We start from the raw sequence: 13969 nt of genomic DNA, 5'->3' as shown, positions 1-13969 counted from the left end.
CTCTGCCGTACCGGCGCCCCGGACACTAGATTCGGTGCATGGCGGATGCGAAACGCGAGATCGAGCGCAAGTACGAGTCCGACGACAGTGGGCTGCCCGACCTGACCGGTGTCGGCGCAGTGGCGGCTGTCCTGGACAAGGGCCTGATGGAACTCGACGCCACGTACTACGACACCGTCGACGAACGCCTGGCCGCCGCCGCACTCACCCTGCGCCGCCGCACCGGCGGCACGGACGCCGGCTGGCACCTGAAGTTCCCGGTCGCCCCCGGAGTCCGCGACGAGATCCAGGCCCCGCTCTCCGACACCGTCCCCGAGGAGATCGCGGCCCTCGTCCGCTCCCGCGTCCGGGACGCCGAACTCGTCCCCCTGGTCCGGCTGCGCTCCGCCCGCGACGTCCGGCACCTGGTCGACGCCGAGGGCGTGCTGCTGGCCGAGGCCAGCGTCGACGCCGTGACCGCCGAGCGGTTGAACGGCAAGGGCGGGGTCGCCCAGTGGACCGAGATCGAGGTGGAACTGGCCGACGGCGGCGACCCGGCCCTCCTCGACCAGCTGGAGAAACGGCTGCGCAAGGCGGGCGTACGGCCGTCCCGGTCGCCGTCGAAGCTGGCCCGCGCCCTGGAACAGACAGCTGGGGGCCGACGCCGGAAGAAGGCCGGGTCCCCGCCGCCGGTGACCGCAGGTGACCACGTCCTCGCCTACCTCCGCGCCCAGCGGGACGCGCTGGTCGAGCTGGACCCCGCCGTCCGCCGCGACCTCCCCGACTCCCTGCACCGCATGCGGGTCGCCACCCGCCGCGCCCGCAGCACCCTGCGCACTTTCGGTGCCCTTCTGGACCGCACCGTCACCGGCCCCCTCGGCGCCGAGCTGAAGTGGCTCGCGGGCGAGCTGGGCGTCGACCGTGACCAGGAGGTGCTGGCCGACCGCCTGACCACCGCCCTCGACGCGCTCCCCGCCGCCCTGATCACCGGCCCCGTCCCCGAGCGGCTGACCGCATGGTCCCGGGCCCGGCACGGCGGCGCCCACGCCCACCTCACCGGAGTGCTGGACTCCCGCCGCTATCTGGCCCTGCTGGACGCCCTGGACGCCCTCCTCGCGGACCCGCCGCTGCGCAAGACGGCCGGCAAGAAGCCGGACAAGGCGCTCGCCAAGGCCGTACGCAAGCAGGAGAAGAAGCTGACGGACGTCGTGCAGCACGCGCTGGAGCTGCCGCCGGGGCAGGACCGCGACCTCGCCCTGCACGACGCCCGCAAGAAGGCCAAGCGCACCCGCTACGCCGCCGAGGCGGCCACCGAGGCGCTCGGCACCCCCGCCCGCGCCCTCACCACGGCCATGAAATCCCTGACGACCCTCCTCGGAGACCACCAGGACAGCGTCATGGCCCGCCGCACCCTCCGCGAGCTCGCGGCGGTGGCGCACGCGGCGGGGGAGAGCGCGTTCACCTACGGCGTGCTGTACGGCAGGGAGGAGGCGCGGGCGGCGGAGACGGAGGCGGAGCTGCCCCGGCTCTGGAAGGAGATCGGGTCCGGGGCGGCTCGCTGAGCGTTCGGGGGAGGCCCCCGGGCGGGTTAGGCTTGATGGTCCCCCCTGTCAGCTCATGAAGGTTCGCGAGATGCCTGTCGAGTCGGTTTTCCCGCAGCTCGAAGCTCTGCTCCCGCACGTGCAGAAGCCGATCCAGTACGTCGGCGGCGAGCTCAATTCCACGGTCAAGCCGTGGGACGAGTGCGACGTCCGCTGGGCGCTCATGTACCCGGACGCGTACGAGGTCGGCCTGCCCAACCAGGGCGTCATGATCCTCTACGAGGTCCTGAACGAGCAGGAAGGGGTCCTCGCCGAGCGCACCTACAGCGTGTGGCCGGACCTGGAGGCGCTGATGCGCGAGCACGGCGTCCCGCAGTTCACGGTGGACAGCCACCGCCCGGTGAAGGCCTTCGACGTGCTCGGCGTCAGCTTCTCCACGGAGCTGGGCTACACCAACATGCTCACCGCGCTGGACCTGGCCGGCATCCCGCTGGAGGCCAAGGACCGCACGACCGACGACCCCATCGTCCTGGCCGGCGGCCACGCGGCCTTCAATCCGGAGCCGATCGCCGACTTCATCGACGCGGCGGTCATCGGCGACGGCGAGCAGGCCGTGCTGGACATGACCCGGATCATCCGCGAGTGGAAGGCCGAGGGCTGCCCCGGTGGCCGCGAGGAGGTCCTCTTCCGCCTCGCGAAGACCGGCGGGGTCTACATCCCGGCGTTCTACGACGTCGAGTACCTCCCCGACGGCCGTATCGCCCGCGTGGTCCCCAACAAGTCGGGCGTCCCGTGGCGTGTGTCCAAGCACACCGTCATGGACCTGGACGAGTGGCCGTACCCCAAGCAGCCGCTGGTCCCCCTGGCCGAGACCGTGCACGAGCGCATGTCGGTGGAGATCTTCCGCGGCTGCACGCGCGGCTGCCGCTTCTGCCAGGCGGGCATGATCACCCGCCCGGTGCGCGAGCGCTCCATCACGGGCATCGGCGAGATGGTCGACAAGGGCCTCAAGGCGACGGGCTTCGAGGAGGTCGGCCTGCTGTCGTTGTCGTCGGCCGACCACTCGGAGATCGGCGACATCGCCAAGGGCCTCGCCGACCGCTACGAGGACGACAAGATCGGCCTGTCCCTCCCCTCCACCCGCGTCGACGCCTTCAACATCGACCTGGCGAACGAGCTGACCCGCAACGGCCGCCGCTCGGGTCTGACCTTCGCCCCGGAGGGCGGCTCGGAACGCATCCGCAAGGTCATCAACAAGATGGTCTCGGAGGACGACCTGATCCGTACGGTCGCCACGGCCTACGGCAACGGCTGGCGCCAGGTGAAGCTGTACTTCATGTGCGGCCTGCCGACGGAGACCGACGACGACGTCCTCCAGATCGCCGACATGGCGACCCGCGTCATCCAGAAGGGCCGTGAGGTCTCGGGCTCGAACGACATCCGCTGCACGGTCTCGATCGGCGGTTTCGTCCCGAAGCCCCACACCCCCTTCCAGTGGGCCCCGCAGCTCTCCGCCGAGGAGACGGACGAGCGCCTCGCGAAGCTCCGCGACAAGATCCGCGCCGACAAGAAGTACGGCCGCTCCATCGGCTTCCGCTACCACGACGGCAAGCCCGGCATCGTGGAGGGCCTGCTCTCCCGGGGCGACCGCCGCATCGGCGCGGTCATCCGCGCGGTGTACGACGACGGCGGACGCTTCGACGGCTGGCGCGAGCACTTCTCCTACGACCGCTGGATGCGGTGCGCCGACAAGGCCCTCGCCCCCTACGGCGTGGACGTCGACTGGTACACCACCCGCGAGCGCACCTACGAGGAGGTCCTGCCCTGGGACCACCTCGACTCCGGCCTGGACAAGGACTGGCTCTGGGAGGACTGGCAGGACGCCCTCGACGAGACGGAGGTCGAGGACTGCCGCTGGACCCCGTGCTTCGACTGCGGCGTCTGCCCGCAGATGGACACGGCCATACAAATCGGCCCGACCGGCAAGAAGCTGCTTCCCCTGACGGTGAAGAACGCGGGGCCGGCGCCGGCTGCGAGCGGGCACGCGCACTGAGGTGAGCGAGTCGGCGCCGTCGGCGTATTTCCGTACGCCGCTGCCGGCTCCTGGAGAGTCGGGTTTCAGCGTCGAAGCATCCGGGAGCGCGCCGGCGGTGAGGAGCGGCGGGATGGTCATGCCGGCGTAGGCGATGAGGAAGATGCCGGCGAGCGCCTCGCCTCGACGCTCCGCATCCGCGACCGCGGCGACGGTGCCGAGGGCGTGCGCGGAGCCGCCACTGTGTGATCCTGCGAGTCCCCTTTCTGCCGGGAAGGGGGCTCGTCGGTGTTCGGCGGCGCGTTGTCTTGCTCGCGCGGCGGGCCGCTGTTAGGCCTTGGGCACCCGACTCCAGGGAGCACGCTGTGCCTCAAGAGCCCTCTCTTCCCGTTCCTCCGCGTTCGGCTGTCCGGTCGTTCACCTGCGCCGTCGTGGCCATCGTCCTGGTGACGCTCACCGCCGCCACACGTGCCCCCGACGCGGGCATCCGGACCGCGGCGGATCCGGCAGCCGTGGTCCGCGAGTGGAACGCCATCGCCACCGACACGATCACGACCAGCCTGGGTCCACGCCCCTCCGGGCAGGCAGCGATCTGGCAGGGGTTCGTCTCCGTCGCCGTGTACAACGCCGTGGTGGGCATCGAAGGCCGCTACGCCCTGTACAAATGGCACGGGCGCGGCCCGGCCAAGGCATCCTCCGCGGCGGCCGCCGCCACCGCGGCCCACGACGTGCTGCTCACCTATTTCCCTGCCTTCAAGGAGCGGCTCGACAGCGCCTACGCGGACTCGCTCGCCGCTCTTCCGGCCGGTCAGGCCAGAGACCGGGGCGTCGCCTACGGAAAGCGGGCCGCCGCCCGCGTCGTCGAACTCCGGGAAGGGGACGGCAGGTTCGCGGACGTTCCGTTCACCGCCTCCCCGGCACCGGGGGTCTGGCGGCCCACCCCGCCCGCGTTCCAGCCCTTCATCGACACCTGGCTCGCCAGGCTCCGGCCCCTCCTGCTCGTCTCCCCGCAGCAGTTCCGCCCCGGCGGACCACCCGCCCTCTCCTCGGCCGCTTACGCCGAGGACGTCCAGGAGCTGAAGGCCATGGGCGCGAAGACCGGTTCGGGCAGGAGCGCGCGGCAGACCGAGACCGCGCTCTTCTTCAGCGGCAACCTGGTCGAACAGGTCCAGACAGCCGTGCGAGACCATGCCGCCCGGCACCGGCTCGGCATCGCCGAGACGGCCCGGCTGTTCGCGGCGGTGAACGCGTCGGCGACCGACGCCGTCGTCACCGCATGGGACTCCAAGCTCCACTACGGCTCCTGGCGGCCGATCACCGCCATCCGCCTCGCCGACACCGACGGCAACCCCGCGACGACGGCGGACCCGGCCTGGGAACCGCTGCTCCTCACCCCACCGCACCCGGACTACCTGGCCGGTCACACGACCGTCGCCGCGGCCGTGGCACGCGCCGTGACCGGTGTGCTCGGCACCTCGCGCATCGACCTCCGCCTCCACTCCGAGGTCACCGGCACCACGCGGTTCTACGGGTCCGCCGACGACTTCAACCGGGACGTCGTCGACGCCCGTGTGTGGGGCGGCGTCCACTCCCGCACGGCGGACGTGGCGGGCTGCCGGGCCGGCACCCGTGTGGCCGCCTGGGCGCTGGGCCACTATTTCCAGCCGGTTGCCAAGGACGGCACCCAGCCGTCCCCGCCGAGGCCGGCCGAGCCGGAGTGCGGCGACGACTCGGACTGAACCGCACGTGCGGTTCCCCCGCGCCGGCCGTTGACGACGTCCGGCGCGGGGGAGTGCCGGAGGACCCAGGGGCTGGTGCGGGCGGGACAGCTCGGCTAGAGCGCGGCCAGGACGGTGTCCAGCCAGTCGAAGACCCGCTGTTCGAACAGGGCGCGGCCCATCGGTTCGCAGTGCAGATGGGCTCCTTCCTCCTCGGTGAAGCGCACCAGCTGCTTCGGCCCGGGCAGGAGGTCGTACAACTCCCGTGAGGCGCCCGGCCAGAACTGCTCGCCGTCCGGGTCGGTGATCAGCAGCGGGGTGGTGATCCGGCCGGCGACGGGTGTGAGGTCGTACCGGGACACCTCGGTCAGCAGGGCGTACGGCGACTCGATGCCGTACGGCTTGGCCCGCCGGCGCCACATCGCGGCGAGGGCCGGGTCCTGCCGCAAGCCCTCCCCGATGGAGCCGTCGAAGGCCTCGTGGTCGCCGGAGTCCCACAGGGCGCGCAGGTCGGGGCCGAGGTTCCGCCACCAGCTGTCGGCGACGCGGACCACACCCGGGTCGGCGACCGCGGCGGCGATCCGGTGTTCGAAGGCCAGCGCGCGCGGCACCCAGTAGCCGGCCTGGCTGATGCCCGCGAGGGCGATCCGCCGGGGGTCCACGTCGGGGCGGGAGAGGAGGAAGTCCACGACCGGGGTGATGACCTTCTCCCAGTCGGGCCGGAAGGTGACGCCCCGCTCGAAGAGCATCGACTGCTGGCCCGGACCGTCGAAGAGCAGGACGCGGTGGCCGCGGGCCACCGCCGGGGCGCCGAGCAGCGTCCAGGCCGAACTGATCGGGCCGTCGCTGCCGTTGTTGGCGATGAGTGTGGGCAGCGGTCCGGGGGCGCCGGGCGGGCTGACGAGATATCCGGGCAGGGAGGTGTCCTCGTACGGGATCGAGACGGGTTCGGCGGGCGGGTCCCAGGCCCGCAGGAAGCGGTCGAAGCATGCCCGGTGCTCGGGGAACACCTCCGTCAGCCGCTTGTGCGGATCAGCGACCGCGTCGACGCCCACCAGGGCCGTGCCGAGATATCCGGCGGCCCGCAGCCAGCCGTTCCGCGCGCTGACCGCGAGCCCCTCGGCCGCGCTGCGGTCGGCCTGCTCACGGACCCTGCGGGCCAGCCGGACCCAGCCGGAGAACCACGCCTCCGCGTCACCGTCCGCCACGGCGGAGGCGGTGGCCAGCACCTCGCCCACATCGGCGCCCTGTCGCCAGGCGGAGCCCAGCGCGATCAGGATCTCGTAATCGAACTGGAGGTTCTCGCTGAATCGGTAGGTCATGGCGGTTCCCGGGCAGGTGGCAGCGGTACCCCTCGACCGTCCGGACCGCATGTTCACGTTAGGGGTCCTCCGCCGGGGCCGCACGACGGGCGGCGGGTGGCCTTTCGGCGGCACGATGGGAACAAGGGGGTGGCCGCGCGGACCGACGGGAGGCTTCCCATGGCTCAGCAGACGGCGACGAAGACCACGGCCAAGAAGCCCGTCAGCTCCGGCGGCGTCTTCTTCTCGTTCGTCCCGTGGATCATCTTCGGCGTGGTGGCCAGTCCCAGCACCTGGGAGTACGCGGCCCTCGCCGCACTGGTCGCCTCGATCGTCCTGTCGGCGCAGGACATGCTGCACGGCACACTCCGCGTCCTCGACGTGACCGGCATCGTGTTCTTCGCCGTGCTCTCGGTCCTGGCGCTGGCGCTGGACCGCGGGGAACTCGCCTGGCTGGAGACGTACGCCCAGGTCATCTCGAACGGGCTGGTGGCCGTCGTGGCGCTCGGCTCGCTGCTCACCGATCCCTTCACCGCGCAGTACGCCCGGGAACAGACACCCCGCGAGTTCTGGGACTCGCCCGTGTTCCGGCACATCAACCGGGTGCTGACGGCCGTGTGGGGCGTGGCCTTCGCCCTGATGACGGTCTCCACCTGGCTGGCCGTCCGGTACCCGGCCCAGGACGACTGGTTCAACTGGGTCGTCCCCATCGCCCTGCTCGTCGTGGCCGTGAAGTTCACGCAACGCTATCCGGAGTCCTACAAAGCCCGCGTGACCTGACCGGATCCGAACGGGCGGGCCGCGCGTCTACCCCTGTATGGACCTCCAGAAGCCGGCGCCCGCGTCCCGCCAGCCCGAAGGGTGCCTCGTCGTCGCCGTCCGCCTTCCGGTGCGGATCGTCGTCCTGGTGCTGGTCGTGCCGGTGCGGATGGTGTGGGACGCGCTCGTCGTCACCGGGCGGTTTCTGCGGGACACCGTGCTCAGGCCGCTCGGACGGGCGCTGCTGTGGGCCGGCCGGGCCGTGTTCGTGTGGCCGTTCGTGGGCCTGTGGCGGTACGTCCTGGTGCCCGCCGGCAGGGCCGTCGCCTGGCTCGGCGAGGTCCTCCTCGTCCTGCCGGCCGTGTGGTGCTACCGGTACGTCCTCACCCCCGTCGGGCACACCCTCGCCTGGCTGGCGCGCGGGGCCGGCGCCGGGCTCGCGTGGGTGTACGCGCGCGTGCTCACCCCGGTCGGGCACGCACTGGCCTGGCTGCTGAAGGGCGTCGGCGCGGTACTGGCCGCCCTCGGGGCCGGAGCGTACACGTCCGTCGCCTGGCTGCTGCGGTACCTGCTGGTCGTACCCGCGCGGTGGCTGTACACCTGGGTCCTCGCACCCGTCGGCCGGGCCGCCGCGTGGTGCGCACGGGGACTGGGCCGGCTGCTGGGACTGCTCGTCACCGGTGCCGGTCTGGCCCTGTACTGGACCGCCCGCGTCCTGTTCGTGCTGCCCGCGCTGGCACTGTGGCGCTGGGTCCTCGCACCCGTCGGCCGGTTTCTCGCGGTCGTCGCGCGCGAGGTGGGGGAGGCCCTCGGACACGCCTGGCGGGTCGCCGGGCGGATGTCCCTGGCGGTCGGGCGCGCGCTGGGGACCCTCTTCCGGTGGATCTTCGTGGAGCCGGTGCGCCGGGTGTACCGGACCGTCCTCACCCCGGTCGGACACGTCGTACGGGACGCCGTTCTGCGGCCCGTCGCGGAGGGCCTGCGCGTGGTGGGCCGGGTCTCGCGGGAGGCGCTGACCACGGCCCGGGACACCGTGCGGCAGGCCCGCGCGGATGTCCGCCGGATGCTGTTCGGCGACCCCCGGAAGCCGGCGGCGGTGGACCGGCGGGAACCTGCCGCCCGCGACACACGTACTCTTGGTAGGAGTACGACCGCTCTCACGAAGGACTAGGACACTGGGCAAGCGACAGCCCGAAGGCCCGCCGCCCGCACCCGCGGTGCAGCGCATCCGACTGCGCTACACCAAGCGCGGCCGCCTGAGGTTCACCAGCCACCGAGACTTCCAGCGCGCCTTCGAGCGTGCGCTGCGCCGCGCCGAGGTGCCCATGGCGTACTCGGCCGGGTTCACGCCGCACCCGAAGGTGTCGTACGCCAATGCCGCACCCACCGGCACGGGCAGTGAGGCGGAGTACCTGGAGATCGCGCTCACCGAAGCGCGCGATCCCGAGACGCTGCGCGTCCTCCTCGACGAGTCGCTGCCCGCCGGGCTCGACGTCGTCGAGGCGGTCGAGGCGCGGACCTCGGGCCTCGCCGACCGGCTGACGGCCTCCGTCTGGGAGCTGCGGCTGGACGGCGTCGACCCGGTCGACGCCGAGCGCGCGGTCGAGGCCTTCACCAAGGCCGACACCGTCGAGGTGCAGCGGCTGACCAAGAACGGCGTCCGCACCTTCGACGCCCGCCCGGCGGTGGTGAGCCTGGAGACGCACGGTTCACCGGCTGATAGGCCTAGCGACCAGCCCTGTGCGATACTGCGGCTGGTTGTTCGGCACGTGACGCCTGCCGTACGACCCGACGACGTCCTGTCCGGTCTCCGCGCCGTGGCCGACCTGGCGCCGCCGGTCCCCGCAGCGGTGACCAGGCTGGCGCAGGGGCTGTTCGATGAAGAGACCGGCACGGTGACCGACCCGCTCGCGCCCGACCGCGAGGCTGCCGGGGCCCTGACGGCCCAGCCGGCCGCCGCCGCGACGGCGCCGACGCCGGAAGGTCCCGCGTAGGGACGGACGTCGTAGCGCCGCCCTCGTACTCGGGAGCCACCTGGGTCGGGCAGCGCACCGACCAGAAGACTTTCGCCAGGCCGTACCGACAAGGCGTACGGAACCGGCGAGACAGGACACAGAGTGCTCCCGTGCGGCGCCCGCGCCCCGGACGGCGGCCATCGCGCATCGCGCGGCCGCGGACGTCAACGGCGGACGGTCCCTGAGACCGTCGCCGGACCAGGTGCGGCGCCCGGGAGCCTGACGGGAGAAACGCCCGCATGCTCGAACCGACCGAACCCAATGAGGGTTCCGAACTGAACACTCCCAGCGACACCCTGCCGCCGCGCAGGCGTCGCCGTGCCGCCTCTCGCCCGGCGGGCCCGCCCGCCGCGGCGGCGGAGGCGCCCACGGAGGTCACCGTGCCGGCCGTACCGGCCGCGGAGGCCGACGAGATCACCGAGGTGACGGAGGACGTCACCGAGACCGCTGAGGCCGGCGGGATCGCCGAGGCCGAGGGCACCGAAGAGGCCGCTGCCGCTGTGCCGGCGCCCGCCGCCGAGGAAGCGGCTCCCGCCGCGCGTCCGCGTCGTCGTGCCACCCGCCGGGCGTCCGCGCCCGCCGGTGCTCCGAAGGACGCCGAGGAGGCTCCGGCCGCCGATGCCGCCGAGGCCGCGGAGGAGGCACGGGAGGCCGCCGAGGAGGCGCCGGAGGCCGGCGCGGCCGAGGAAGCCGCTCCGCGCCGTACCCGTCGTCGTGCCACCCGCCGGGTGTCCGCGCCCGTCACCACGCCCGGCACCGAGGAAGCCGTGGAGGCCGGGGCAGCCCCCGCCGCCGCTGCGGAACCGAAGCCCGCCGAGGAGGCGCCGGAGGCCGGCGCGGCCGAGGAAGCCGCTCCGCGCCGTACCCGTCGTCGTGCCACCCGCCGGGTGTCCGCATCCGACACCACTCCCGCCACCGAGGAAGCCGTGGAGGCCGAGGCCGCCGTGGCCACCCACACCCCGGAGGTCCCCGCGACCACGCACACCACCGAGCCGGCCGCGGCCACCCAGCCCGCCCCGGCGCCGCAGGCTCCCGCACCGGCCGCCGAGGCCGAGGCCGGGGCGCCGCGTCGGGCCCGGCGCCGGGTCGTCCGCGCCGCGTCCGGGTTCGCCGAGCCCGCGCGGCCCGCCGCTGCGCGGGCCACCGAGCCGGAGGAGGCCGACGCCCCGCGCCGGCCCGCCCGCCCCGCCGTCGCCGTCTTCCAGGCGCCGGTGTTCACCGAGCCCCAGTTCCAGACGCCGGAGCGGGCCGCCGCCGAGGCGGCTGCCGAGGCCGCCGAGGTGGACGAGGCCGACGAGACCGAGGAGTACGCGGAGGAGCGCGTCGAGACCGGTGGCCGCCGGCGCCGGCGGCGCCGTGGCGCCGCCGCCGAGGAGAGCAGGCCGGTGGAGGCCGCCGCCGAGGCCGAGGAACCGGAGGAGGCCGAGGAGGCCCCGGAGGCCGCCGAGGACCTCGCCGAGGGCGAGGACGGCGACGAGACCGAGGGCGCCGAGGGCTTCGAGGAGTCCGGCTCGCGCCGTCGCCGCCGCCGTGGCGGACGCCGTCGCCGGCGCGGTGACGCGGCCGAGGGCGAGTCCGGCGAGGGCGTGGACGCCGAGGAACTGGCCGCCGAGCAGGCCGAGCAGGACGCCGAGGACACCGCCGAGCAGGAGGAAGAGGACGCCGACGAGGCGCGTGGCGAGGAGTCCGCCGGCTCCAACTCCAGCAGCCGCCGTCGCCGTCGCCGCCGTCGTCGGGCCGGTGACACCACCGTGGACACCGAGCTGTCCGAGGACGACCCGGAGCGCACGGTCGTCAAGGTCCGCGAGCCGCGCAAGCCCAGCGAGCCGTCCGACGAGGTGCAGTCCATCAAGGGCTCGACCCGTCTGGAGGCCAAGAAGCAGCGCCGCCGGGAAGGCCGTGAGCAGGGGCGCCGACGCGTTCCGATCATCACCGAGGCCGAGTTCCTCGCCCGCCGCGAGGCCGTCGAGCGCGTGATGGTCGTCCGCCAGCACGGCGAGCGTACGCAGATCGGCGTCCTGGAGGACGGCGTGCTCGTCGAGCACTACGTCAACAAGGAACAGTCGACCTCGTACGTCGGCAACGTCTACCTGGGCAAGGTCCAGAACGTGCTGCCGTCGATGGAGGCCGCCTTCATCGACATCGGCAAGGGCCGCAACGCCGTCCTGTACGCCGGTGAGGTCAACTTCGAGGCGCTCGGCATGGCGGGCGGGCCGCGCCGGATCGAGTCCGCGCTCAAGTCCGGCCAGTCCGTCCTCGTGCAGGTCACGAAGGATCCGATCGGGCACAAGGGCGCGCGGCTCACCAGCCAGGTCTCCCTCCCCGGGCGCTACCTCGTGTACGTCCCCGAGGGCTCGATGACCGGCATCAGCCGCAAGCTGCCCGACACCGAGCGGGCCCGGCTGAAGACCATCCTCAAGAAGATCGTCCCCGAGGACGCGGGCGTCATCGTGCGCACCGCCGCCGAGGGCGCGAGCGAGGACGAGCTGCGCCGCGACGTCGAGCGGCTGCAGGGGCAGTGGGAGGACATCCAGAAGAAGGCCAAGAACGGCGGCAGCGCTCCGACGCTGCTGTACGGCGAGCCGGACATGACCGTCCGGGTCGTGCGCGACATCTTCAACGAGGACTTCTCCAAGGTCATCGTCAGCGGTGACGAGGCCTGGCAGACGATCCACGGGTACGTCTCGCACGTCGCCCCGGACCTGGCCGGCCGGCTGTCGAAGTGGACCTCCGAGGTCGACGTCTTCGCCACCTACCGGATCGACGAGCAGCTCGCCAAGGCGCTGGACCGCAAGGTCTGGCTGCCCAGCGGCGGTTCGCTGGTCATCGACCGGACCGAGGCGATGGTCGTCATCGACGTCAACACCGGCAAGTTCACCGGCCAGGGCGGCAACCTGGAGGAGACGGTCACCAGGAACAACCTGGAGGCGGCCGAGGAGATCGTGCGCCAGCTGCGGCTGCGTGACCTCGGCGGCATCATCGTGATCGACTTCATCGACATGGTCCTGGAGTCGAACCGGGACCTGGTGCTGCGCCGCCTGCTGGAGTGCCTGGGCCGCGACCGTACGAAGCACCAGGTCGCGGAAGTGACCTCGCTGGGCCTCGTCCAGATGACCCGCAAGCGGGTCGGACAGGGCCTGCTGGAGTCGTTCTCCGAGACCTGTGTCCACTGCAACGGGCGCGGAGTCATCGTCCACCTGGACCAGGCGACCGCGAACGGTGGCGGCGGCAAGCGCAAGAAGCGCGGCCGGGGCACCGAGGCGCCGGAGCCCGTGCACGAGCACGTGCACGAGACCGCCGCCGTGGCCGTGGAGACCGGCGAGGCCGTCGAGCCCGAGGTGGAGACCGCCGTGGAGGTGGCCGCCGAGGCCGCCGAGCCGGTGGCCCTGCCCGCGCCCGAGTTCGCGCCGGACGAGGAGCTGTACAGCAGCGTCGCCGAGGCGGAGGCGGCGGCCACCCGTGGCCGTACGCGGCGCCGGGCGAGCCGCCGGGTGTCGGCGCCGGCCGGCGCGCCCAAGGCGGAGAAGGCGCCCAGGGCCGAGCGGGCGCCCAAGGCCGGCAAGGCCGCTGCGGACGCCGCGGAGGCCGAGGTTCCGACCGCTCAGGACGTCACCGCCGAGGAGGCGGCGGCGCGCCCGGTGCGGCCGGAGCCGGCCGCCGAGGCGCTGGCCGAGCCCGTGGCAGCCGAGGACCAGGTGGTTCCGGCGCCGCAGGCCGAGGCCCCGGCCGCCGACGAGGCGGCGCCCAAGGGCCGTACGCGCCGTCGGGCGACCCGGAAGGTGTCGGCCCCGGCCGGCTCCCCGGAGGGTGCCGAGGCGGCCGTCGTGACGGTGCCGGAGACGGCGCCCGCGGCCGAGGCACCGGCGGAGCAGCCTGTTCCGGTCGCCGGGACCCCGGCTGAGTCCCCGGCCGAGAAGCCGGCGGGGGCCGCGAGCGCCGCCGCCCCGGCCCGCCCGCGCCGCCGCGCGGTGCGCCAGGCCACCGCGCCGACCGCACCCGAGGAGGCGGCCGTCGTGGTCGTCCCGTCGGCCACGGCGGAGGAGGCGACGGCGGCTGAGGCCCCGGCCGCCGAGGCTCCGGTGACCGAGGAGACGGCTGCCGAGGAGGCCGCGCCGGCCAAGAAGACCGCCCGTAAGACGGCGGCCAAGAAGGCCACGGCGAAGAAGACGGCCGCGAAGAAGACCGCGGCCAAGAAGACGGCCGCCAAGAAGACGACGGCCAAGAAGGCGGCGAAGACCGCCAAGACGGCCGCCGCGAAGTCGACGGCGAAGAAGACCACCACGGTCTCCACCGCCGCGGACGAGGACTGAGCCTCGTCCCACCGGGTGTGGTCCTGCCCCTTCGGGCGGGACCACACCCCCTTGTCGGGGCCTTGGAGCGAGTTCTCCCCGGGGCGCCGGAGCCGGGTCACGGCGTACAGTGCCTCGGCACAGCTGAAACAAAGGAGAGAAACCGCGATGATAGGCCTCGTACTGGCTGCCGGCGCCGGGCGCCGTCTGCGCCCCTACACCGACACCCTGCCCAAGGCGCTGGTGCCGGTGGGTCCCGAGGGAGCGGAGGAGTCGCTGACGGTCCTGGACCTGACCCTGGGGAACTTCGCCGAGGTGGGGCTGACCGAGGTCGC

The 13969-nt window shown here is 73.3% G+C and carries 9 protein-coding genes; 8 read left to right on the top strand and 1 reads right to left on the bottom strand.

Annotated elements, in window-relative coordinates; all coding sequences use genetic code 11:
- The first annotated feature begins 38 nt into the window (after positions 1–38).
- From AB0L21_RS22545 to AB0L21_RS22535, 3 genes are all read left to right on the top strand, one after another.
- Positions 39–1541, top strand: a complete 1503-nt coding sequence (locus AB0L21_RS22545; protein WP_365785960.1) for a CYTH and CHAD domain-containing protein — start codon at positions 39–41, stop codon at positions 1539–1541.
- Between the two features lie 70 nt (positions 1542–1611).
- Positions 1612–3573, top strand: a complete 1962-nt coding sequence (locus tag AB0L21_RS22540; RefSeq protein ID WP_365699967.1) for a TIGR03960 family B12-binding radical SAM protein — start codon at positions 1612–1614, stop codon at positions 3571–3573.
- A gap of 410 nt (positions 3574–3983) precedes the next feature.
- Positions 3984–5291: a vanadium-dependent haloperoxidase gene (locus AB0L21_RS22535; RefSeq protein ID WP_365785958.1), complete on the top strand. Its 1308-nt coding sequence runs from the start codon at positions 3984–3986 to the stop codon at positions 5289–5291.
- A gap of 95 nt (positions 5292–5386) precedes the next feature.
- Here AB0L21_RS22535 and AB0L21_RS22530 read toward each other — a convergent pair whose 3' ends face one another.
- The gene (locus AB0L21_RS22530; protein ID WP_365699971.1) at positions 5387–6592 is read right to left on the bottom strand and encodes a dipeptidyl aminopeptidase; all 1206 of its coding nucleotides are present in this window, start codon (positions 6590–6592) and stop codon (positions 5387–5389) included.
- 159 nt (positions 6593–6751) lie between these two features.
- Between AB0L21_RS22530 and AB0L21_RS22525 the strand changes: the two genes are divergently transcribed.
- From AB0L21_RS22525 to AB0L21_RS22505, 5 genes are all read left to right on the top strand, one after another.
- Positions 6752–7351 carry a hypothetical protein gene (locus AB0L21_RS22525; protein WP_365699973.1) on the top strand — a complete coding sequence of 200 codons (600 nt, stop codon included), beginning with the start codon at positions 6752–6754 and terminating at the stop codon, positions 7349–7351.
- A gap of 37 nt (positions 7352–7388) precedes the next feature.
- Complete coding sequence (locus tag AB0L21_RS22520; RefSeq protein WP_365785956.1) at positions 7389–8501, top strand: hypothetical protein; 1113 nt, start codon at positions 7389–7391, stop codon at positions 8499–8501.
- Between the two features lie 46 nt (positions 8502–8547).
- The gene (locus tag AB0L21_RS22515; protein WP_365699975.1) at positions 8548–9324 is read left to right on the top strand and encodes a TIGR03936 family radical SAM-associated protein; all 777 of its coding nucleotides are present in this window, start codon (positions 8548–8550) and stop codon (positions 9322–9324) included.
- Positions 9325–9584: 260 nt separating this feature from the next.
- Positions 9585–13655, top strand: coding sequence for an Rne/Rng family ribonuclease (locus AB0L21_RS22510; protein ID WP_365785954.1), 4071 nt, complete (start codon positions 9585–9587; stop codon positions 13653–13655).
- 147 nt (positions 13656–13802) lie between these two features.
- On the top strand, positions 13803–13969 hold a 167-nt coding region (locus AB0L21_RS22505; protein WP_365785159.1), incomplete at its 3' end, for a sugar phosphate nucleotidyltransferase.

Origin of the sequence: Streptomyces sp. NPDC052721, from assembly GCF_040678315.1 — a bacterium.
GTDB lineage: Bacteria > Actinomycetota > Actinomycetes > Streptomycetales > Streptomycetaceae > Streptomyces.
Note: the sequence above shows the minus strand (reverse complement) of the source record. Positions and strands in the feature narration are given on the sequence as shown.